This is a genomic window from Halomicrococcus pelagicus, from assembly GCF_050954125.1.
In genome coordinates this window covers 1-24,037 of record NZ_JBPBWC010000016.1, presented here as the reverse complement: position 1 = coordinate 24,037, position 24,037 = coordinate 1, and the positions used below count along the sequence as shown (strand labels likewise).

Here is a 24,037-nt window from a genome sequence, read left to right as displayed (position 1 = left end):
CATTCTATATCTCGCTCGCAGTGAGCATGACGCCGCTGCGACGAAAGACCGGTGGAGTGGGTACGGCGATGAGCTATCGCTGTCGGTCAGTACCTTTGACCGCCTTGTTGCAGATGGGCTCGAGCACTCTCAGTATCTCACTCGGGCCATGCATATGGACCAGGAGTTGCGGAACCGGATCGTCGAGCTCGCGCTCGAACAGCTTGATTCTACGAATCCGCTGGCAGTCGACGACGGTCTGCCGCCGGCTGGGCTTCGCGACCAAGCTGAAGACCTCCTCTCGCTGCTTGAGTTCGCGGGATTGTTCACGCCAGACGCGGTCGCGGACCGTTTCCGAGTGGAAGGCTTAGATGCACAGCTGGAGCCGGTCCGTGAACTCACAGCCGCGTTCGAATCAGCACGCACGGACGTTATCGGCGACGGCATCGCCAACTCGACACTCCGCGGCGAACGCTACGACACGTTCCTCTCAACGGACACCACGCTTGACGCGCTGTTTCCGGCAGTCGACGCAGTCATCCTTGGTGGATTCACACTGTTCTCGCCGCTCGAACGGCGGCTTGTCGACGCAATCACGGACACATGGCCGACAGCCGCACTGCTCCCACAGACAACCCCGCCCCAACAGCAGCTGAGTGATGGGTCTCCCACACTGTCCGGCGTCGACCGGGGGGCCGAGCGTGCTCTCCAGGCATACGATGATCTCGGCTTCACATCTGAGTACTGCACCGAGTTCGAGAGCTCGGAGCAGGAGACCAGACACCGGATCGCGCAGCGGCTGTACCGCCATCCTGGCGCGTTCGACACCGCAACCATCACCGACACAGCGGGAATCGACTGGGTGGAGCCACGGACCGTTCCCCAGGAATTGCGCTATATCGCGCGCGATATTCACTCACGCCTCATCGCTGGCGCCGATCCTGACGATCTCGCTGTTGTCCTCACAAGTCCTGGCAGCTATCAACAACAGCTCCACGAAACATTCGAGAGCTACGGGATCCCGATGGCACTCACGACAACGCGACCACTGGGTGCGACGGCTGTCGGCGAGATCGTGCGTACGATCTGTGAACTCACACGCAGCCCGCGGCGGCTTGCGAGTGTCACGAGCCTCTTCGCGAACCCACTCGTTGCCCCTGAAACACTCGCGGTCGATCACACGGAACTTGACCGGATTGCATCACGGCTCTCGAGCGCACAGCTTGCTCCTGCACTCGACCATCTCCCTGCTGGAACCACTGCAGCTCTTACCGACCTCCAGACTCGACTCGACGCTCTCCAGACAACGGACCTCGCCAGTCTCCCCGATCAGATTGCTGCGCTCCTCGACGACCTCGGTATCGAGAACGCGGTCGAGGCAATCGACGATAATCGCCGCCAGGATGTTGAACAGCGAGCGCTCGATACGATCGACCGTATTCTCGAAACGCTAGCTGCCACGCATTCGAGTGCTGATCTCGCGCAGGGTGGCGCTGTCAAGCGGTTTGAGCGTGCACTCGCGACGGTATCGGTCGAAGCGCCACCGTATCGGTCGGATGGCCACGTGTTTGTTGGCGGGCTTGGCGATACGATGGAGCGGTCGTTTGCTCATACGTACGTTGTGGGACTGACGCATTCGGCGTTCCCCAGCGAGAGCCATCGGCTTGCATTCACGGAGCCGATCAACGAGGCTGACGAGGACTTCCAGCAGGCCGACATCCAGCATCGGGTACGCCTCCAGTTCGCCACTATCCTCGCTAGTGCGGGATCCGTCACGCTCTCACGGCCTGAACGCCAGCTCAACGGTGACCCATTCGTCGAAGCGGATGTCCTGACTGAACTCCGGCGGGTCGCCGCGCTCAAACCGACGTCGGTGACTGACCGGGATCAGCCGGCCTGCTCGCGTGAGGATGGCCAGCGAACGCTCGCACGCCAACTCAGCCATGACAGCCAACCACCAAGCGACGTCGTTGGGCAGGCCGCAACAACGGAGGTTTTCACCCCGAGTCAGCTCGCGCGGCTTCAGGCAGGGACGGAGTGCGCCCATGCTCGCAAGCGGACGGCGCCCACCGAATACGATGGCGTGCTCAATCCAGAGCAGGTTTCGGCACTGCATCCAGCGAGTGAACGGGAGCCGTACAGTCCGAGTCGGCTTGAAACGTACGCTGAATGCGGGTTCAAGTACTATCTCGAACACCTCCTTGAGATCGAGGAGCCGGAGCCGATCACGCACGAACCGGACGCAAAAACGCGCGGAGGGTATCTGCACGACGTGCTCGAACGGTACTATCGCAGCGGTCAGTCCGACCACGGCACTCCAGTCGCAGTGCCTGAGGACGAGACTGACTTCGACGAGTGCTGTGATCGACTGCTTGCGATTGCGGTTGAGCAGATCGACGACTGGTTCACGGACGATCCGACGGCGTTCCAGGACGAATGGCTCACGCAACTGCTCGCCGGGCTTGGCGATCCAGGCGAGAACCCCTACTATGGGTCCGCCGAGCATGGGTCGCCCGAGGAAGGCCTGTTCGTGCGCTTCCTCGAGCACGAACAGGACGATATCGGGAAGGCGTGCGTTCGGCCGGCATGGTTCGAAAGCAAGATCGGGACGAGCCATGGTGATTCACCATCGCTTCGCGATGATCCAGTGCAGGTGTCAACGCCGTCAGGGACGGTGCCAGTCGGTGGGAAGATCGATCGCATTGACCGTGATTTGTCGTCTGACCAGGACCGGATCGTCGTTCGGGACTACAAGACAGGGAGTACTCCGGGTGAACGGGAGACGCTCGCAGGGATTTCGTTCCAGCTTCCACTGTACGCGCTCTTAGCGGAATCGGTTTTCGATACTGTCGAAGCGGTTGGCGGAGCATACTATCAGGTGAAACCGCCGCGACACGCGAAGCATCGGCGCGGCCAGATTGGCTCCCAAGAGCTTGCATCGTATGCGCGGTCCGGTGGTGGAACGCCGCTCACGTACTGGCGGAAGCCGGAGTTTGAAACACACGCTGAGTTCCGGCAGTTCCTCGCCGACACGATTCCCCAGCGGCTCGAGGAGATTACGACGGGCATCGAGCAGGGCTGGTATCATCCAACTATCCTCGACGCTAGCGATGCTGGGTGTTCGTACTGTGCCTATAGCGAGGTCTGTGACGTCCGCCACCACGACCGACGGGAGACGCTCGCCGAAGTACAGGCGGCAGACGGCATGGACACTGGCGCACATGCGTACGTCCCACTGGCTGCGACCGGCGATGATCTAGAGCTTGGACTGGCTGTCGAGACGGATGGAGGTGGTGAATAGTGGTTGCCTTCGAGGATCTCACGGACGAACAGCAGGCTGCCGCGACAACGCTCGACCGGAACGTGACGATCACTGCCGGCGCTGGCACGGGCAAAACCACGACGCTTACGGAACGCTACATGCAGATGCTCGCGGCGGGTCGTGACGGTGATGAGCTGGTGACGCCCGAGCATATTTTGACGACGACGTTCACCGAACGTGCGGCGAACGAACTCCAGGCGAGTGTCCGTGAGGCGATTACCGATCGCCTCGCCGCAACTGACCCTGCCACGTACGAGGACTGGCGGACGATCGCGGATGATCTATCGACGGGCTACATTCACACCCTGCACGGGTTCTGTGCGCGGTTGCTGCGCGAGCACGCCGTCAGTGTCACCGCCGTCGATCCAGGCTTCGAGACGCTCGATGAAGCAGAGACAGCCGCTCTCATCGACGAAACTGTCGGCACCGTGCTCGAGACCCACGACGACCATCCTGCACTCCACGTGTTGGCGCGGCGGTTCACTCGGTGTGACCTCCAGGCGATTCTCACAGATCTGCTCGCTGAACGCCCGGAGAGCATCACGTGGGCACAGCAGTGGGTCGAGAGTTCGAAGACAGAGTATCTCGAGTACGTCCAGTCGACGCTGCATCCGGTTGATGTTGAGACTGCCCGGACGCTTCTCACCGATCCAGCATTCGAGCGCGGTGTCGAAACACTGCGTGAACTAGCAGCTGAATCCCCGATCGAGGGAGGCGACACCGACTGGGATCGTGCGCTCGACATGCTCGAGATGCTGGACGATGCGGGTGTTATCGATGGGTCGGCGAGTGATCGCGATGCCCAGCAGTGTGTCTTGGATTGCTGTGAGTTGTTGACGACGGGTGGCGGGGAGCGGTACGCCAGTTATGATGGTGCAAAGACGAACTGGCGTGGGCATGAAGCGGCGAAAGACCGCTTTGGCGACGCTATGACGTCCATCGTCGACACGCTAGAGCCGACGGAACATCTCGTCAGCGCCGCTCTCGAGGTTGATGCGAACAGCTACCAGTACGTGCAGGCGCTCGCCGAACTTCTATTGGTGGCTGCTGACGACTACGAGGACCGCAAAGCCCAGCGCAACGTCGTGGATTTCACCGATCAGATCCAGTACACGCTCGACTTTCTCGCCGACGATGATAACGCGGCGATTCGGGCCGAGCTCCGCGAGCAGTTCGAGTACGTGATGGTCGACGAGTTCCAGGACACGGACCCACGGCAAACAGAGCTGATCAAACTCCTCACTGCAGACGATCCAGCGACGTTCGACAGTCAGAACGTGTTCGTTGTCGGTGACGAAAAACAGAGCATCTATCGCTTCCGGAACGCCGACGTCACACAGTTCGAGACGACCGCCACTGAACTCGAGGCCGCAAATCCACCAGCAGCAAGTAGTTCTGATGGCGGTCAGCTGTCGACGAACTTCCGGACGCTCCCGAACGTCCTCCACTGTATCAACGCGTTGTTTGACGAGATTTTCGAGGCTGAAGCAGACGCTCCAGCATTCGAGGCGGCGCCACAGCCACTTGCTCCGGAGCGCGATAATACGGCCGGGATTGATGCGGCGGTCGAATATCTCTGTGTCCCGAGTGACGATTCGCTTCGAGCGCACCGGTTCAGCGACGATCATCCATTCGCGACTACCCAGCCCGAACACGATGTTGAGCTTGAGGCGATGGCGCTCGCTGCACGCCTCACACACGTTTTGGATGAACCGTACGAGGTCTACCCCACTGACAGCGATGCGGCCGATGAGAGCGCTGGTGCAGCCGCAGACCACGGTGATGAGGATGAGACGGACGCACGTCCGATTCGACCGGACGATATCGCGATCCTGCTGCGGAGCCGGACTCATCTCAAGAAGTACGAACGCGCTCTTGACGACCACAACATTCCTTACACAGTGGCGTCAGGCATCGGATTCTATGATACGCCTGAAATCACGGCGCTCGTGAACCTCTTCCGCGCGCTCGCTGATCCCGATAATGAACGCGCGCTCTATGGCGTGCTCCGGTCGCCGCTGTTCGGGCTTACAGACAACACCCTTGCGTCACTGAAACAGGACGCGGACTCGCTCTGGGCGGGGCTTGAAACGACATCGAACGACGATCTCGATGCTGCATACGACTTGCTCGTGTCGTGGCGGCAGGCCGCCGGAATCGGTGCTGACGCCGGCACAGCAGCTGGCAGGTCGTGGGCGAGTCTTCTCACCCAGATCATCGACGATACGGGGTATCTCGTGAACATTAGTGCCGACGAACGCCCCCAGCAGACTGTTGCCAACGTTGAGAAATTCCGCGAGCAGCTACGGGCGTGGAGTGAGGACGGCGTAACGAGTCTCACCAGTCTCGTCGAGCGAATTGAACGTCGACGTGAGCTGTCTGATCGGGAGGGGGAAGCCGACGTGCCGACTGACAACGCAGGCGTGCAGATTCTAACAGTCCACGACGCGAAAGGCATGGAGTTTCCATTCGTCGTCGTGCCCGGGCTTGACCGGTCGTTCAACGATCAGGCGGCGATCGGCAATGGAAAAATCGAGTTCGAACAGATCGACGGCGAGCCGGCGCTCGGCATGAAAGGCCCTGATCCTGATGAGCCGTATCGCCAAGCGCAGACGATCGCTCGTGAGGGGATTAAACGCCAGCGACGAGCAGAGGAACGCGCCGAAGAGAAACGAGTCCTGTATGTCGCCTGTACACGAGCTCGCGACCATCTCCTCCTCTCGGGTGTGCATGAGAGCGAAGAGTCAGACGGTGAGGTGTCGAGTCTTGCTGATCTTGAGGCGGCAGATGCAGATCCGGCACGGAGTTGGCGTGACTGGGTGCAGCCAATCTTGTTTGATGATGATCTGCTTGCGACGCTTGACGCCTCGCCTCGTGTCACGCACGAGCTTGGCGGTGGTGAGTATGCGGTGCAGTTGCCGCCGTGCCCCGTCGACTGGAATACAGCTTCGTCCGCGTCCGTAGAATCGCTCGATCGTATTGAGTCACCGCCGCAGCCGGCTCGCCAGTTCCGTGTATCGCCGACCGATCTCGCCTCCCTCGTCGCCGGTTACGGGACGCTCGAGCACGACGCTGCCACCCAGACGATCGTCTATCAATCCGAGGACGACACGACGGCAGGCGAGAACAGTGACGATGAGGGCGGTGAGTCGCTTGCGCCGACGCTATTCGGTGAACTCGTCCATCGTCTCTGCGAGGTTGATCCGCCTGCTTCCGCTCGCCGGCAGTTCCTGCGGCAGGTGCTCATTGACGAAGACGCCGACGACACCGATCTTACGCAGGAGCGCATCGACCGTGTCAGTGCACATGCTGAGCGTGCACTCTCGTATCTCGACGAGCGCCGTGGAGAGCTTGACGTGCAGTCAGAACACGACGAACTGCATGTTACAGCCGAGTTCGAAATGGGAGAGAGTTCCGGCCTTATCGACCACCTGTTCGTCACGCCGGACGCCTACCACATCGTCGACTACAAAACGAACGACATCACGGCCGACGAGGTCGACGGGAAAGGCGAGTATTATCGGACGCAGATGGCGGTCTACGCTCTCGCATTGCACCAGAACGATCCGACACGCTCTGTCACTGCAACTCTCTACTTCACAGCAGTCGATGAGCCATGGCACGTTGAGTGGGAAGCTTCAGCACTACCGTCAACGAAATCCGAACTCGAAGACGAAATTCAGTATCATATCACAGAATAGTAGAGAGGTGCTCCGAGCCGCGTTTTGGGAGTGTTGTAATTCGATGTAGGGACTACTGTCAATTTGATGTTGCCTGCTTCGTTGCGTTGTCGCTTCGATAGAATAGACAGCAGAGGGTTTGAGAACGAATGAGTTTGATTTGAATTACTTGATGCAGTTTAAGGTCCACTACTATGGGCCAAGTTCGATTTTATCCATTAAATTTTTGTTTAGGCAGTTCTAGTACCGTGTACGTTCAATGAGCACCGAGGGATTGCCGGAATCAGCGCCCGGTGAGTATGTCTCCTACGGCAGGAATTCATACTACAAGCCAGATCCACTACCACCGTCGCAAGAGTTAGATATGAGTTCGGCGTTCTACGAATTACTATCGGATGCAACCTTCTGGTTGGGGAAACTCAGCGGATTCAGTACAATTGGAGATTTTCCGCCTGTCTTGTATACATCGCTGCTTCGGAAAGAGGCGATGGAATCCGCAGAAATCGAGGGTGCTGACGTCGATTTCAATACGGTGTTTAGCGCTGAAACGCAGCCGTATAGCGAGACGGAGAATGCATCGACACAATTGCAATCATCCCAGTCAAATGGGACGACGAATGCCCAAGAGGTATTAAATTACGAAACAGCTCTCGAAAACGGAATTAAAACCCTCGACGAAGGAGGGGAGATCACGATCGACATGCTCCATTCGCTTCACGAAACCCTCCTGACTGGGTTGCCAGAATCTCGTAGTGAGACGGAGACTATTGGCGAGTTCAAACAGACGCCGAATGTCGTCGGGTCGTTCTTTCCACCGCCGCCGGAAAAGACAGAGGGAATGATGGAAGCACTCCTGACGTACATCCGGACCGGCGGCAGCTATCATCCACTCGTCGACATTGCACTCGTCCACTATCAGTTCGAGACGATTCATCCATATGGAGACGGCAACGGGCGGGTCGGACGTCTCTTGGTTGTTCTTCAGCTATACGACGCTGGATACCTCGAACATCCCAGCCTGTATCTCAGCGAATACTTCAATCGGAACAAACAGACATACGTCGATCGGATGGAGGCCGTCAGAGAGACCGGTGCATGGGAAGACTGGCTCACGTTCTTCATTACAGGCGTTAAGAACCAGGCACGCGAGTCCGTCGACCGTTTCATAGCCCTCCGTAATCTGCAACAGCAGTATGAGGAAGAGTACGGCGAAACAAGTTACGCCTACGCCCGTTTAGCCAGAAACCTATTCGAAACCCCGTATTTCACTGCGCCTGAGGCCGCCAAAATGTTGGACGTTGAGCGGTCGACCGCCTACCGGGCAATCGAGAGACTCCAAGAGGACGGACGACTTGAGGAGGTCACTGGGAAAAAGCGATACAAGGAATTCCGTGCCACAGAAATATTCGACATCCTCGAACAACCACCGCAAACATACTGACCCACTGCAAACCAGCGACCTTCGCTCGATTCCACGGTAACTCCTGAACAGCGGGAACAGTTCTCCCGTCGCCACTGCATCTGTTATGAGCAAACCGATCTCTTCAGATATCGCAGGGCACTCGTTTCGATCGCGTGAGCGTAGTCATCGTACGATGTTACGGCTGCGTTTGTGGCTAGCTCGACAGACCGAAGACGATGCTCGCCCATCACCGTCGATTGCTCAGTCACACCGCCATCTCGACCTGGATAGACGAGCGCGCCTGGGACGTCAAGTGCGAGAATATACGAGGTGAGCTGATAGACGTCGCTGGACGACGCAGACCCTGTTTTCCATTTAGCGTCTGCTACTGCGACCGGTGTGCCATGGTTGCGAGTGACGAGTACGTCTGGGCGCATCGAAACCGCGTGTGGCCCTTCGACGATGTTTGGGATCGATGCCTGGCCTTCGACGGTGAGATTTCCGATGCTTTGTGCCGCGGCTCGGAAGGCGCGTTCGACGATGCGTTCGAAAACATCGTTCATGTTGACGAAGAGTGCGAGTGACCGGCGGTCACCAGCTCGGACGTCTTCGAAGAACTCGCGATTGAGAAGCATCTGTGTCAGCCCGAGCAATGCTTCGTAGTGGTCGTTTAATCGCGAGAGTTCGAGGCGGTCGACCTCTGCCGGCGAGACCTCTTCAACGGAAACGAACTCTCGTAGCCGTTGTTCTTGATGGTGGAGTCGGCTTGAGAGTCTGTTGTCGCGGGTGAGCGTTACTAACAGCCGTGTCGCTGCAAGAACAGCCTGATTCAGGAGATTGTCCGCAGTGAATTCGTCACGTGAAACTGCAAAGTCAGTCGTGACAGCGGACGGTCGCTGGAGCTGGCGTTGGACATCGATCCGGCCTTGGACGTGATCTTCGACAGACCGTGTTCTGACGTAATCCCTGTGGAGTCCCTGATCAAGAACGGACTGCAATTCGGCCTGGAAGAGAATCCCGATCGCGTCGAAAAACGACGATGCGCCAGTGAACTCCGTCTCGAAGTCCAGCGACTCGACTGGTGTCTCGAATGCGTACTTGAGCGCCCACAGCAGGCGCGTTACCGTCTGCTTGGGCGTCACCTCGATCTGCACGCCACTTGGCAGCGTTAGGACGCCAACGTGAGTGCCAGTTTCAACGATCGCTCGTCCGTCACTCGTGAACGAGATATCGAGCGGTGCTGCCTGACATCGCTCGTCGAGTGATTCGAGGAACTGTGCGTCTTTCTGGCTGATGTCGAACGGCGGGGAAGCGTCGTGCTCTTCGAGCGAGATCGGATCTGACGGTGGAACCGTACCGCTTGATTCCTCGCGTTCGATCCGTTGGCCGAGATACCCGACGGGAGACGAGTCAATCATGCTGGAACTGGTCTGCCTGTTCGATAAACGATCGAAGGCCATCCGTCAAGGCCGAGACATCCTCGTCGGAGAGCTTACTCACGTCGAATGCAATGTCTTCGAACGCTCCATCCTCGCCGGCATCTGGATCCCACTCATGTTCGTAGTCACCGACGGATTCGAACACACGTCCAGCGTCTTCGATGAACTCGCGGGTCAGCGGATTCTCCTCACGGCCGAGTAACCAATTCCATCGGAAGTCAATCGTCCCGTCTTGAGCGAGCTCGATGATTCCGACACCCGGGTCCACCGATTCGGATTTGATCATGACTGTCGCGTTGTCGCCACGGCCAGCATCGAGCCAGCCGACGTCTTCGCCGACATCGAGGACGTGGATCATCTTCGCCACTGATTCGTCGTCTAACGTTGTCTGCACTCGCTCGCGGAACGTTGCAGGTGTTCGTTCGCCGGCAGCCCACCTGTCGTCCGTTTGTGCGTGTGTAGCTGTAGTTCCGTTTCCGTCCGACATCGGTCGAGGTGCGTCAGCAAGTGGTGCCGGATCGTCAATGTCTGCAAGATCACAGAGCGCCGAATAGAGATCGTGGGCGTCGAATAGCTGAATGCGTTCGGTCTCCCAGTCGATGAGGCGGTTGTCAGTCTCGTTTAGGAGTTCGTCGCGGAGCCGGTCGAACTGGCCGAAGTAGTATTCCTCGAGCTGTGGGAGGATGTCGTAGCGCCATGCATCGACGACGTCGTCTGGTGATTCGTGGTTGAGGAAGTACGTATGGCCGAGTTGTTTCCCTTTGCCGAGCTGGGGCGCTTCGAGGATACGGTCGTTGAGTTCGTGGGCTGCGAGCACGCTCGCCCCAAGGAGGCGTTCACGCCGAGAGATACCGTTCGATCGGGTTGTCACGGCGTTTCGGGCGGTAATCGACTCGGTGGCGTACTGTTCGAACACGAGATCGAGATCGGGCGGGAAGTCGATGAACCGGAAGCGGCGACGGAGCGCCGTGTCCACGAGTGCGATGGATTGGTCTGCCGTATTCATAGTGCCGATGACGTAGAGGTTCGGCGGAACCGTGAACGTCTCACCGGAGTGAGCAAGTTCGACCTCGAAGGTGCCACGCTTGTCGGCTTCGAGAAGCGTGATCGTCTCGCCGAAGATCTGTGCGAGATTGCCGCGGTTGATCTCATCGATAATCAATACGTAGTGCGGCGGATCACTGGCGTCGTCGCTCTGTTTCGCGTATTCGTAGGCGGTTCGAGCGCGCCTGCAGATCCGTCTGAAGACGCCCTTCTCGACACTGTACTCGACATTGCCTTCATTTGCTTCGGCAGTCAGTCCCTCAATGAAATCCTCATACGAGAACGAGGGATGGAAGGTAACTGTCTCCAGTTGATCCGTGCTTGGGGGCTCGGACTGTTGGTGCAGCCACCACTGTGCGAACTGCCGTGCCGTATACGTCTTTCCCGTTCCAGGCGGCCCATAGAAAACCACTTGCTTCGACTGCTGGAGCTGTCGCCTGATCGTTGCTGCGTTGGTGGGCGCGTTTGCTGGCGAACCAAGTTCCTCGCCACCCTTTCCTTTGTATTGCTCGTCGAGTAACTGTTCGAGCTTCACGTGATTCATATTCGACTTCCCCACCATCTCCGACTGGAGATCGCGGAGAAGCACAGTGAACAGCACCTGTCCAGGAGAGAGATCCGACTTTTGGATTGTTGCTGATCCAATGGTTTCTGCCTGTTCGGCTAGTCGCTCAGCATTTTCTTCGTAGAGGCGAACAATCTGGTCGCATTTGACCGAAGCTTCACCTGAGATATCGCCGTCAACAAGGTCGGTGCGTCGTAGTGTTGCCGTCCAGTCCGTGACGATCGTTGCCGCAATCTGATCACCGAGCCAATTCCGCTCCCCAGAGTGTTGGTCGAGACGAGTCTGGATGTCGTCCGTCGCAGCAACAATCCCATCATATGTGTCGGCCGCTTCCAGTGCCGTATCAGTATAGCTCGTGCTCTGAGCAGACTCATATTCGGGGAGCTCGACATCAGACTCTGCAAGCAAGTACCGGCCAGCTTCCGGAGTGAGATGACACAGATACGCTTGAATGACGTTCCCGTTTTTGTCGAGCGGGTATCGGCTTTGGTTTTGTTTGTAGTCTGGGTCTTGGAGTGTTTCTCGAATCTCGGCTATTGGGAGCGGATTATCGAGATACGTCGTTGTTACGTCTACACGATAGTATTCGCCGTCCTCCGTCTCTGTTTGATATATTTCACCGGTAGCGACAGAGCACGCGCGTACTGCCTGGTTCGTATAGTGGAAGATGATGTCGCCTGGTTCAAGGACCGTCAAATCCCGCTGCCATTTCGTATCCCGTGAGCGCAGGTATTCATTTTCAAATTCGACGTCTCGGTTCTGATTCACCCAGTAGAAGTCTCCATCCCCGAAATCCCCAACCACAAGGTCTTGATCCGGGACGTCTCTGTTTGATTTTGCCTGGATTGTTTGACTCAGGTCTTGTTCTTCGATCCAGTTAAAGAAACTATCCAGGTGACGGAAATCCTCTTTGAACGGGTAGTCAGTACGTACTTCGTGGAACCTCTCTACTTCCTTGAGGTAGGATGTGAGTCGGCCAGACATTTCGTAGCCAAAGAATTTCTGCATCCCTGTGCGTGAGCGGTGGTTGCTGATCGGATATTTCGTTGGGTGCAGAAAGTAGAGGATCGGGGAGAGAATCCCGTTTTGTACTCCTTCGACTTCGAGAGCGGCGAACTCTTCTATTGCAGAATCAATCTCGCTGCGGTCATCGGCTTTGATAGCCGTTGAGAGGAGGTCAAACGCCGCTTCCTCATACCCCTTAATCGGGACCGAGTACGTGCCTGCCCCGACGACGCCAGTTCCGTCCTCGATCCGTTCTTTGATCGCTGACTTCGCGTCGGCGTCAATATCGAGGTCGTCAATCCGCTTCTTTTTAGTCTCCGGTTTGAATGCGTCGTCATTCTGGCAGAGATTATACACAGTCCGCATCGCCGACTCGTTGATAGAGCCCGTCTCCACGAGCGCCTGAACAAGCCGACGAATTGCTTCTGACGTATTCTGAACGTGGGCTTTGTCCCGTTCCCAGTCATGCTCGTCGATGTATCGATCGATCAACTCCTCAATATCCAACGACGAGAGAGTGGTAGCCATATTGTCGAAAACCAACACACGAGGCTCATAAAGATATACCGCTAACGTTCTGCAGGTACTACTGTATGTGGGCATTCTCTTTTCCTCGGCTTCATATGTAGATGCGTTTTCCAGATCAGACCGCACGAGAATCATATCCAAAGTAGAAAAGACTCATACCAACTTTTCTATGATCAACAAACAAAGGCAGTTCACCTATCATCGTCACCTTATGTAGCTCACCATCTTCCCTAATTCTAACCAATGCATTTTTAAATAACACTAGTTACACTGCAGGCTATGGGGAAGAACGCCTCGTCATCTAAACGCAGTACCGCAACTTCCACCCACGACAGGAGTATCTTAGATGATCTATCTGGTCACGACTTTGAAGACTTAATGGAAGACGTCTTTCGAAATCTCGGCTATGAAAATGTACGACAAACAGCGCGAACCGGCGATGAAGGCCGAGATATCCTTATGGAAGAACAGGTTAACGGAACTCGCCGGGGCGTCGTCGTCGAATGTAAACACCAGTCAAAAGTCGGACGGGAAGTCGTGCAAAAACTCCACTCGGCAGTCAGCACATACGACTTCAACGGACCCAAACGCGGCATCGTCGCTACAACGGGAGAAATCAGCAGACAAGCTGAAGAATATGCTAGCGACGTCTCCAACAACTCCCACATCCAGATCGATCTTATCGACGGAAACAAACTCGCCAATATTGCAGACGATATTGGCCTCGATCTCTACAACGGGTCAATCGAGATCATCTGCACTCAGATGCTTCGGCCATCCGACCCGACACAGAACACCTTCACGCCCGTTATAGAAGCCTTTGAAAACGTAGAGAATATCGAACAATCTCGTATTCCAGACCCGTCTGGATATCTTGCTCTTGAGCCCTATGTGAAGATCGATGCAGACACCAACGCTGTGTTCGAGACGTCAGTCGGTGTCATCCATCGCGTCAATCAACACGACGAACTTCTCATTAAGGCAACATCGGACAGACCACAAGCTCCAAGCAACGATGACCTTCTCAACCTGGTGAACAGGAACTTCCACCAGACTATTACAGTCGATGAAGATTCCCTCCAGGCCGACTTTGAGGACATTACACGCCAGCATTTCGCCACCACCGAAACAGAATACAAGGACTGGATGGTCGACTATCTCCGAGACAAATACACCACAACCGTCGAATACACCGGCAATAACAACGTCGACTACGAAAAGACCTGTGAACCTAACCTTTCTGACGTTTCAGTCAAAGCAATTGAGCCAGTATACGTCCCACGTATTCAGACGACGACCGTTCTGCAAGACAATGAATACAGGCTCGAATACTATGCAGCTGGCCCATCACGAGTCACACTCCACAACGAGATCGAGCAGTGTCTCCAATGTGGCGAATCGAGTGACTCGACGTATACTTACTGCGCTAATTGCGGGAGCATAAACTGTAGTTCGCATATCAAGACAGAGCGGATTGAGCAAACACCTGTGTGCACTGGCTGTGCCGTCACTGACCGCTTCATGCTGTCCAAGAAGTACTTCTACAACGAAGAAAACCGTGCAGAATTCGAAGAGCAATATGAAGACATGGACTGGAAGGAACGAGCCATGGAAAACCCAGCACTGATCGGCACTGTCGCCCTCACCATCATAGCAGCCACCTATCTCATCGCCACCGGCGCCATCTAAACACCCTCCCCAATCCCCGAACTCGGTAACCTAAACCAGGGCAACCAAGTAATCTATGGCGCTGAGAAAGCATTAGAAAAACTGGCTCAAGACCTGTTCAAGCGCTGTATCGACCTCGCCAGCTTGTAAATTTTGATTTCGTTATCGTGCTGCTCGTCAAGTGCCGCAATCTCCTCTACAAGATCTTGGATGACCAAGAGTCCGTTCCAGCCGTCGCCGAAATAGTCCTCGGTGACTGCGTTATCGCCGTAGACGAATTCATTGTCTTGGCGGAGGAAGGCGAGATACTCGAGCGTCTCCTTGATGCCTTGCCTAATCGTCCCCGTGTTCGTGCTGTTTTTGACTTCGGTGATGAGGTAGTCTTGGTCGCCGTCGGGATGCGTGATTTCGAGGACGATGATGTCCGGGCGTCCGGTGTGCGTCTGGAACTCTCGGTCGTGGAAGTAGTTGTTCGCGATATCGAAGCCGGTCGCGTGAACTTTCTCCGTCCGAGATAACTCAGTTTGGTCACCGTCTGGCGTTGATCGGAATGAGAGGCCGCGGTCGTGAGCGGAGTTGTCGTGGTAGACGGCGATTTCCGTCCCGTCGTCGTTGGTGAGCTGGGCGATTTCTTGGCGGTCAGTTTTGATGGTCTCGAATTGGGCGTTTGTCTCCTGGAGGTCTTCGAGGGTGGCGATGAACCGGAAGAGGACAAAGAGTTCGAGGAGTGTTTCGTCATCGTCGGGCGTGATCGCCGTCTCGGTGAGGAGTGTCTTTAGTTGGTCGGGGTCGCCGTTGAAGAGGCGGCGGCGCTCTTGGAGGAGTGTGGCGGCGTCGCGATAGATGGGTTGCCGTGATTCGGTGGCGGTGTTGCGCATCCGGTCGGTCGGCTCGTAGGCCTTCGGGTCACGGATCCGGCGGACGTGGACGTTCTGTTCGACGATGCGCCGCAGGTGGTTGATGAGGGTGGTGTCCCAGCGGTCGTTTACCCAGGCGTAGTCCTGTTTGAGGTAGTCTTCGGCTTCGCGGAGTGTCTCGTGGATGATGGCGACGAGTCGCTTGAAGACGAGATTTTCGCTAGTGTCGTAGTCTTCGGTGCGGTTGTCGCAGACGAAGACTGAGCGGTCGCCGGGGTTCTGTGTGTAGCGCTGTTTGATTGTGGCGCTCCAGTTGATCTTCCCGTCGACCGTGCCGCGGGTTGTGCGGGTGACGGATTCGGTGTCGGTCTGGAGGTTGCGGACGCGCTGTGGGAGGTCTTCGACGAACTCGATCACGTCGGGTGAGAGGATGAAATGGAGGTCCAGCAGGAGCTCGTACTCGGTGAACCGCTCGTCGAGCGCGTCAGGCTTGATCGCACTCGCGAACTCCCGTTAGGGGAAAGCACCATGCATGACGTAGGCGAGGATGTCCTCCGTCAACTGGTCGAGCAGCGTCTCCCTATCCATCGTCCTGACTGGCAGCCACTTGGAGCATGTCGCGCGAAGCAGTGTCGAGTAGGTCTTCGTCGATCTGGTTTACGGCTGCGAGGTCGGTGACGACGCGTTTGCGTTGGGGGACGCCTTCGAGCTGGGGGAGGATATAGCTGACTACGGCCTGTGTGAGGCGGTGCTGCCAGTCGAGGGCTGTTGTTTCGGCGAGATACGAGAGGATGTCTTGGACGACGGCCGGCCCGATTGCGCGGTCGTCGATTGCGCCGTTCGCAGCCTGCCAGACACAGCCGACGTCAAGCAAGGGGTCAACCCCATCGTCGATGTGGAAGTCGACTGTGTGGAGACTCCAGACGTCTGCGTAGTCCTCGAGGAGCGACCGGAGCTCAGCATCGTCGAGGCTGTCAAGATCGGGTTCGGGAACGCGAATGAAGGCGAACCGCCGCATGAAGGCGTAGCTCATCTCATAGAGTGACGTCTTGTCGTAGGTGTTCAGCGTCGCAAACAGATTCCAGGAATTCGGGATATAGTACTCGTGGGGCTGGGCGGTAGCGTTGCCGTTGACGGGCGCGAGTTCGACTTCTACGCCCTCTTTCGTGTAAGGAAGCTGGACGGGCTGGCCGGACAGTACGGTGAACAATTGGCCGAACGCTTTGTCGATATCTGCGCGATTGAGCTCGTCAATCACCAGCGAGTCATTGCGCTGTGTGTTCGTCGTCCGCGTCTTGAAGCGGTTGAGAACGAGCCCGGGCGTGAACTCAAGATGGTTACTAGCGTCGGTGTCGTCTTCATTCGGCATGTAGCCGCCTACTGTATCGAACGTCGACCAGTCCGACGTCGCCGTCGTCACCTGCGATCCCGAATAGAGATACGGATATTCGTCGGCGAGATAGTCGGCGACACGGCGAGCGATCACGGTCTTCCCCGTGCCTGGCGGTCCGGTGAAGATCACGTGTTTGTCCGAGCGCAGTGCGCCCTCGACCTGTGCGAGAATCGCTTCGCCCTGACCATTCGGGAAGTGGAGGTCGTCGAGGATCGTATTGCTATCGTTGGTGATGTGGCCGTCGAAGGATTTGTGGAGCGCAATAGGGGGTACTTCCGTGACGCGACTGGCGAGTGCATCCACTACTGCGAGTGCCTTGCTATGGTCGTCGGGTGTGCCAAGCGTCTCGATTGCGCGGTGGCGAGGGAAGCCGCTATCTGACGCTTGGTTGCAAATGTCGTCCACCTCCGCGAAACCGAGTGCATTGCTAGTGAGAGCTTCGAGATCACCGTTGATCGTGGCAGGTGCTTTCGCCGCGAGGTCTTTGGTATGATCGATAGCATCGAAATCGCCCGAGAGATAGAGCCGTTCGAAGGTGAGGAGCCGAGAGAAGGTTTTGCCCTCGGGGCCGTCGTTGTCCTCGTCGTGCCACCAGATTTTGTCATCGGGTTTGGTGGTTTTCGCTCGGACAATGCCGGCGCCGAGCAGGCAACTTTCCTGGTCGTCGAGTTCACTTCGACTTGGGCTTTCACGTGAGTGGAAGACGACGACATCGCCGGCTTCAATATTCGACCAGTACTCCTGATCCTTATCCTCCAAGCCGACTGCAGCGTGCTCATATGCCGTCAGCCAGTAATCAGGCGGCGAAGTAACCTTGTAGACCGTCGGTTGTTCGTCCTGGATCTGCGTGACGAGCGGATGATCTGAATTGTTGGATGTCTCCGTTTCTGTCAGGGGGTCTTCTATCGGCCTGTCGTTGACCGTGTAAGCGTCGGTGAGAATACTGTTGAATCGTGGCTGATTGAGTTTCCCCGTCTCGATATCTTGGCTATCCAGGAGGCTATTGAACAAGCCAATGAACAGCGTCTCAGCGGGCGAAAATCCTTCCAAGGTGCCCGACCCGAGGTCATCGACCGCTGTTTCGAGTGTCGGCTTCGTATCCTGATAGAGGGCGTGTATTTGATCTAATTTCGCCGCTTCGCTCGCTGTGACCTCACCACTGGGTCCTAATCCTGTAAGGACTGTCGACCAGTCTGCAACGATTGTAGCGCCGAGCTGTTCGCTAAGCCAGTTAGTTGCGTCAGGTGTCTGCTCGATGCGAGTCTGGATATCGTTGATCGCGGCGTCGAGGTTGTCGTACTCTGATACTGGTTCGACTCGGTGGCGGTCAAGCTTGGAGGGTGGGTAGCCCCGAGTTTCGAGTTCGTCGCGAAGTTCGGCTGACTCGCTTGCGAAGATACTGGCGAGTTCTGGCGGACACTGAGTGAAGTAGCCGCCTTGGACCAGGTCCAGGTTTTTGTCGTAGCAGATATTGCTGTAATCCTCACGGATCGCTAAGAGCGACTGTTGGTACCGGGCATTGTCGAGGACGTCATCGTAGATGTCGACTGGCTCGTCGAACTCGTAGTAGTTAGTAAGCCATCGCCGGTATCCGGCTTGATCAGCAGTCCAATTGAATTCTGGGAGGCCCTCGAAGTCTGTTTCGAGTTTGGACTCGACCGTGGAGACACCGACGAGTTTGCTTTTATCTTGGAGAATATGAAGGACAATATCGCCGACCGCAGGCTCGCGCATCGTCGAGTAACGGTCGCGTCCAGCTTTGTCTTTGGTCGGGGAATAGACTGCCTGTCAAGCCGTAGTTCACCCTCTTGTTTGTACTCACGGCCCTCAATCTCCGTCTTCTCAATCCAGATCGAGGGTGATTCCCCTCCGTTGGTTTCAGCCGCGGTGGTTTCTGACAGCGTGCGTTGCTGGTCCGTCTGAGTTACTTCCGAAAGGGGTTCTGTGATGATCTCATCGTAGACGTCGAGTATCTGGTCTCGCTCGCTCACAGGCCTACGAGAACGGCGTCTTCCCACAGGAGACGATCGACGACCTCGTCGATACCTACTGTCTCCACCTCACTAATCGCGTTGCAGACGCTGAGCAGGAGCGCGGCAAAGAGCACACCCGCGAGACGTACACCAGCCTTGTCACCGACCAACTCTACGAGAACCCGAGTCCGACCGCCGATTCGTACTATAGCAGTAAGAACCATCTCCAGACACGGCTGCAGACGGAGGTAGACACCGCTCAGTCTGTTGCGGAGCGTGCCGACACCGTCACTGACTTCGACGCCTGGAAGCAGTCTAGCGCCGACACGGACGCCACAAAGGATGAGTTGCGAGACGACTGGCGGCACGACCTCGTGCGCTGGCTCGAAGACATCGCACGCGCAAAGCATGCTGGCCGCACCTACGTCACGGAACTCCGGCGTGGCGACTACGAGATCGAACACGCCGATGAGAGTATGACTGCGTTCGACGCAGTGCACGCTTGCCTGCACGACGCGCTCGAAGCGGTCGACGATCTGCCAGCGGATGTGAAGACTGACCTCATCGACCGACTCGACGATGCGTTCGTGGCCGTCATCACGAACGAATAGTTGCCGACCACCGCCAGCGAAGGTCGCCCCAACGCCGGTAGCGGCAGTGCTCGCGATCGGTGACAAACTGGGAGACGGAGCGTGCGGAGCATTCTATGTCGGCGGGACAGCTTGGGTGGACTGTAGCATCACTGTGAAAGCCGCAATTGATGAGACAGTAGACAAGAAGAGCGATAGCTCCGACTTGGTCGGGGCGGACGACTCTATGACGCGCGAGCAATCTAGGACATGGCGAGATAGATTGTGTTGTTAAAGGAAGCTAGGAAGTTGTAGGAATTTTTGACTAAATTGAAGTCTGTGAATTACTGTGCTTTCTGTTCTTCCACTACCTCAATCTTGTCGTCGTCCAGTTCTTCTAGATATTCAATTTTCTCCGACAACTCTCTCAGTAGGGCAAATGCGTCCATTAATTGACGATGTGCCTCCTCTCGTCCCACCTGATCGTACTCTGAGTGAGCGACGTTATTCCGATAGTCGATGAGAATAGCGATTTGGTGGTATTCTCGGTCTGAAAGAACCTTCCCATGTCGTTCGGGCATATTGATGTGGTGAAGTGCTTCGTTTCTGTTATAGAATCGAGCGTCCTCCCAGTCTGTAGTTCCATAGGCTTCGACCGTCCTGACTTTCCGAACCTGACCTAGTTCTAGAAGAGCCTTCTCTACTGCTCGTCCGAGAACCATCAGCGCTGTTGAGTAGTAACCTAAGCAGTAGAGGTCACGTGCTTCGTATACGTCCACCCGATGCTGTTCAGGCACATCTTGAGGGTGCAAATCGCGGCCATAGTTTTCAAGGAACTCAGTTAGTCGTTGTAACACGCTGTTACTGGCGGATGTAGAATTTTCTAATATGTCGCTTGCCTCTCCCATTAGCTGAGCAAAAACGTCTTCATCGGAGGCCGCTTTTCTAAACCGACCTTCTTCTATACGCCAGTATGCGTGAGCTACGTCTTGTGTAAAACCACCCCGCCAAGAGGATTTTGCTAATTCGGGAAAATTGTACGAGAACACTTCCGCTGCTTCCATAATTTTGGTTATCGGTCGGGTGATGTCGAATGATTTGGTTATTGCATTTATCCCCTGAGATTCACACTTCTTGTACACTTCCCGGAGTTCTTTGAATGAGTCATGAAGTTTATTGTAATCTTTCTGTAGTTGAAAATGCGTTGAATAACGTTCCAACTCTCGAAATACCACGACGGCTCTAAGTCGTAATAGCGACCATCTTTGTGAAATGTCCGAGGATTCATACTTCCAGCCTCACAATCATCCCACCTAAGCTTTCTCTCCTACTTTTCACACCTACGGGGAAGGTTATTAAATGCATTCTGGTAAACTTATGAATATAAGGGCATTCGAAATTATGGATTCAGTCGGAGTTGTTTGTGTGAACAGCAGGTGGTGTCTATGCGAGGGGGTCGATGACTCGGACCTGAATGTCGTCGTGAGCCTGCGAGATGGAGACAGTGACGTCGTCGATGTCGAACTCGATAGAGAGACCGGTGGCTTGCTGGCCGCTAAAGAGAGTATCGAGTGCGTCAGGGTCGATCACACCGTAGAGTCGGAACTCGCTGTCGTGCGGGTCGATGCCATTGTATTGCTCGAGTGCTTCAATCAGGGCGACGCTCGCACAAGAACCATATAAGCAGTCAGCCGGCTTATTAGCGGTTGTAGCGGCCATTACGTATACCCCATTAGTCCCTGTCTCCTATAAGAGTGTTGCTCGATTCACACTATAGCCCAAACAGACTATTTGTTGATATCCCTCAGGTCGCATTTGAACGCGAGCACTGCTAACTGTTGAAGGTAATTTCCCGGTGAGTCTAGAGAAGTATCCAGATAAGAAAAGGAGTGATATCACTCGCCGGGTGTCAGTAGCGACCGGGACACTAGGTGTCCAGTGAAACCGTCGCTCACTACCCCGAGACACTCCCGGTCGCGAGTGATATCACAATCGCCGCTGTTGTTCTCGTCCACGCTCTGCCACCGATCCATGGGGTTGGGGAAAGCAACACGATGCGCTCACGTCCAGCAACAATTGATTGCACAGAACGAGAAACCCCACGCAGAGCGACAGTGCCGTGCCGTTCCGGACTCCGGGGGGTCGTCCGTCACTCTAATCGGTGTCGTGCGGACGTCTAGAGTTACAAGCCGTATAAAGATTGGTCTTATAGATAATTAGATTAAATTTCTATACAAGGCAATTAGTGGGAAGTCCCCCACCGACACTGGTGCAACTACGTGGTCAGTAGAGAATTACAGCCCCACCATGGGGTTGGTGAAGGACGTAGGTGGACGACGAGAACACCCGGGGTTGTGATATCACCGGAGAGGATTGCAAGTCGAACTGAGTTAGCAGAATATACTAACAGGTGTGGGAAATGAGGTCGACCAGCCATTGCAGCCCGTGAGGTTTTCCGTCTATATACCTGCAGACCATGTGTGGCTGGACTAATCCAACGAACGGCACAGGCGATCGATGATATGTGGCAGTCGATATGGCATGATTCGAGTCGCGGCGAGAAGGTAGTGATCGCTATCGTGCTTCTGATTACCGGATTGGCCATCCCGGTGATCCCGATCGTCTGGATCGCCCGGATGATTGCTAACTAATCAATGGCTGCGAGCGGAGTGAGATACGCGTCCTCTATTCAGCACGAAATCTAACACTTGCCATTGATTGAGTGTTTCAACACAGCCGTTTAATTCGTGCGCAGGTATGAACGTTGAGTCGGGACAGCGTCGGTCAATTCGGTCAGTTCGCAGTCCAACCACGCTGCAGTTTCTGCAAGCGATTGGGCGTCATAGAGATATTTGACGCCGCCGTCATCCATCAGTCGTGGATGCCGAATCATGAGCCCTTAGTCGTGAAGTGAATTCGAGCGTTTGCTGGTGGTACTCTAGTTGCGTGCAACGGCATCGGCTATCTTACCAGATGTCGCCTTTGGGTGGTCAATAGCTACGACAGACGCACACGCTACCTCCACGAATCTGGTTAGTGACATACTCGTGGGTGCTTCATAACTGGTATAAATAGTAAGACGGCTGGTTTCGATTCCGAATGATGTATGTGACTCGAAGCCAAAAAGGACTAATATGAGTGTTCTCTCGCGGGTCCGGCAGGTTGTAACGGCCAGCGAGAAGCCAGATGTGGTGGTTGAATGCCGGCAGTGTGGGACGACATTCGACACTGCGCCTGATCGATGTTCCGTATGTGGCAGTGACGATATCGTTGCCACCGCTATCAATTAACATAGCCTACAGAAGTTGAGACCGGGGCCCTCAATGCAGAGCTAGTCTGTCTCATTAAAGCCATCGGGTTTGCGACGTTTAACACGGTCGTGGCCGTATTTCTACGAACGCGATGGGATTTTTCGAACGAATCGGGAGGGAGGTCAAGCAGTTCAAGCAGACGGCTACCGAGACCGCTACGCAGAATGCAAACTACTAGTGTGAGGCATGCTTTCATTCCCAGCACGAACAGTGCCCGGAGTGCGAGACTGAGTCCATTGTTTCGATAAGCCCTGAGGAGTGAAGTCCCAGAGCCCCTAGTACGTCCGAATGGAGACGGTGTCGTAGAATTGCCTCCCCGTTCGAACACTCCTACTCGCTACGGAGTACATCGGTTGATACCGTGCCCGCAGTTCCCGCTGGTAGACGGCCTTTGGGACCAGAACAGTTCTGGTAGAACGGTGATAGAATCTTTCTTTGTCTCGCTCTTCTATCTATTTAGTAGTGGTTGACGCTATCAGAACGTACGCTGACTACGACTCCTTCGCTCGCGAGTGGCACTCAGAGACGCTCAGCGACCGCGATGTGACCCTGGGGGCGGCCCGAGAGCGTGACCTCATCAACGAACAAGACACGCGTCAACTGTGGCAATTGCTGGGCCTCTTGGACGAGGATGACGTGTTCATCCAGCTTCCGGAGTGGCTAGTCGAAGAGAAAACGGACGACGTGCGGGGAAACCTGGCCATCACATTTGTTGGATATATCTCCCGGGAAACCGAGGACGCAGTTCTCTTCAAGGACTCGTCGCCGGGTCGTCGTCTCATGCAGATCGCACACAAGATACACTCGCTCGAGAATGGAGTAGAGAATACTGCAGTCGATAGCGACCGTCGAAAGCGGTTGAACGACAAGCTACAGGAAGAGTACCGGAGATTCGAGAAGCAGGACGACGTCCCGTATCTCTCTGACGAGTGGCTTCCAAAGTCCCAGCTCATCACCATCATTCAACGGAGAGATTAGTCGGCACCCTCAGAAGGTGAGACTGCTGTTCTTAATACGTGTGACATCCTCCTCGCCGTAAACGGCGAGGCTTCCCGTACGACAGGTGGGATATTTGCCGGTCTACGATACGACCTGTTCTTTCGTCTTGAACGTCCCGCTCTCGCGGTCGAACAGGTGTACCGAGGGCTGTGCCACACAGCCGTTACTCCTATCCTCGCCGTGAGGACTCGGAGTTATCTTCTGCCGCATATTCTCCGCCCCATTACAATCCGCGTTCCCGACCAACCCACACGACGAGCAGATGTACAAGCCCCGTTCCACGCGGTTCGCCTTCGTGTCGTC

The 24,037-nt window shown here is 55.8% G+C and carries 13 protein-coding genes and 1 pseudogene; 6 read left to right on the top strand and 8 right to left on the bottom strand.

Annotated features, from left to right (window positions below; translation table 11 throughout):
• Positions 1–154 precede the first annotated feature (154 nt).
• The 3 genes from ACRYA2_RS20670 (at position 155) to ACRYA2_RS20660 (ending at position 8,422) form a co-directional block, all read left to right on the top strand.
• Entirely contained in the window at positions 155–3,280 is a 3,126-nt protein-coding gene (locus tag ACRYA2_RS20670) for a PD-(D/E)XK nuclease family protein (RefSeq protein WP_433632572.1), read from the top strand.
• On the top strand, positions 3,280–7,002 hold the full coding sequence (locus ACRYA2_RS20665) for a UvrD-helicase domain-containing protein (RefSeq protein WP_433632569.1): 3,723 nt from the start codon (positions 3,280–3,282) through the stop codon (positions 7,000–7,002). Before ACRYA2_RS20670 ends, ACRYA2_RS20665 begins: the two co-directional genes overlap by 1 nt.
• Before the next feature lie 238 nt (positions 7,003–7,240).
• Positions 7,241–8,422 (top strand): Fic family protein, encoded by a 1,182-nt coding sequence (locus tag ACRYA2_RS20660; RefSeq protein WP_433632567.1) that lies wholly within the window; start codon positions 7,241–7,243, stop codon positions 8,420–8,422.
• Between the two features lie 83 nt (positions 8,423–8,505).
• Here the strand turns inward: ACRYA2_RS20660 and ACRYA2_RS20655 are convergent, their stop codons facing one another.
• Both ACRYA2_RS20655 and ACRYA2_RS20650 read right to left on the bottom strand, forming a co-directional pair.
• Positions 8,506–9,801, bottom strand: coding sequence for an McrC family protein (locus tag ACRYA2_RS20655; RefSeq protein WP_433632564.1), 1,296 nt, complete (start codon positions 9,799–9,801; stop codon positions 8,506–8,508).
• The gene (locus ACRYA2_RS20650; protein WP_433632561.1) at positions 9,794–12,964 is read right to left on the bottom strand and encodes an McrB family protein; all 3,171 of its coding nucleotides are present in this window, start codon (positions 12,962–12,964) and stop codon (positions 9,794–9,796) included. Before ACRYA2_RS20650 ends, ACRYA2_RS20655 begins: the two co-directional genes overlap by 8 nt.
• Before the next feature lie 279 nt (positions 12,965–13,243).
• Between ACRYA2_RS20650 and ACRYA2_RS20645 the strand changes: the two genes are divergently transcribed.
• Positions 13,244–14,653 (top strand): restriction endonuclease, encoded by a 1,410-nt coding sequence (locus ACRYA2_RS20645; RefSeq protein ID WP_433632559.1) that lies wholly within the window; start codon positions 13,244–13,246, stop codon positions 14,651–14,653.
• A gap of 86 nt (positions 14,654–14,739) precedes the next feature.
• Here ACRYA2_RS20645 and ACRYA2_RS20640 read toward each other — a convergent pair whose 3' ends face one another.
• The 5 genes from ACRYA2_RS20640 to ACRYA2_RS20620 form a co-directional block, all read right to left on the bottom strand.
• Complete coding sequence (locus tag ACRYA2_RS20640) at positions 14,740–15,906, bottom strand: hypothetical protein (protein WP_433632556.1); 1,167 nt, start codon at positions 15,904–15,906, stop codon at positions 14,740–14,742.
• A 163-nt stretch (positions 15,907–16,069) separates the two neighbouring features.
• Positions 16,070–18,616, bottom strand: a complete 2,547-nt coding sequence (locus ACRYA2_RS20635) for an AAA family ATPase (RefSeq protein WP_433632553.1) — start codon at positions 18,614–18,616, stop codon at positions 16,070–16,072.
• 253 nt (positions 18,617–18,869) lie between these two features.
• Positions 18,870–19,532 (bottom strand): hypothetical protein, encoded by a 663-nt coding sequence (locus ACRYA2_RS20630; RefSeq protein ID WP_433632551.1) that lies wholly within the window; start codon positions 19,530–19,532, stop codon positions 18,870–18,872.
• Positions 19,533–19,768: 236 nt separating this feature from the next.
• Entirely contained in the window at positions 19,769–20,659 is an 891-nt protein-coding gene (locus ACRYA2_RS20625) for a hypothetical protein (protein WP_433632549.1), read from the bottom strand.
• Positions 20,660–20,867: 208 nt separating this feature from the next.
• Positions 20,868–21,143, bottom strand: coding sequence for a HalOD1 output domain-containing protein (locus ACRYA2_RS20620; RefSeq protein WP_433632547.1), 276 nt, complete (start codon positions 21,141–21,143; stop codon positions 20,868–20,870).
• Positions 21,144–21,904: 761 nt separating this feature from the next.
• On the opposite strand from ACRYA2_RS20620, the gene ACRYA2_RS20615 reads away from it, so the two are divergent.
• Complete coding sequence (locus ACRYA2_RS20615; protein WP_433632544.1) at positions 21,905–22,075, top strand: hypothetical protein; 171 nt, start codon at positions 21,905–21,907, stop codon at positions 22,073–22,075.
• A gap of 1,122 nt (positions 22,076–23,197) precedes the next feature.
• Positions 23,198–23,713, top strand: coding sequence for a hypothetical protein (locus tag ACRYA2_RS20610; RefSeq protein ID WP_433632541.1), 516 nt, complete (start codon positions 23,198–23,200; stop codon positions 23,711–23,713).
• Positions 23,714–23,815: 102 nt separating this feature from the next.
• Here ACRYA2_RS20610 and ACRYA2_RS20605 read toward each other — a convergent pair.
• Positions 23,816–24,037, bottom strand: a pseudogene (locus ACRYA2_RS20605) (RNA-guided endonuclease TnpB family protein); the annotation flags it as partial.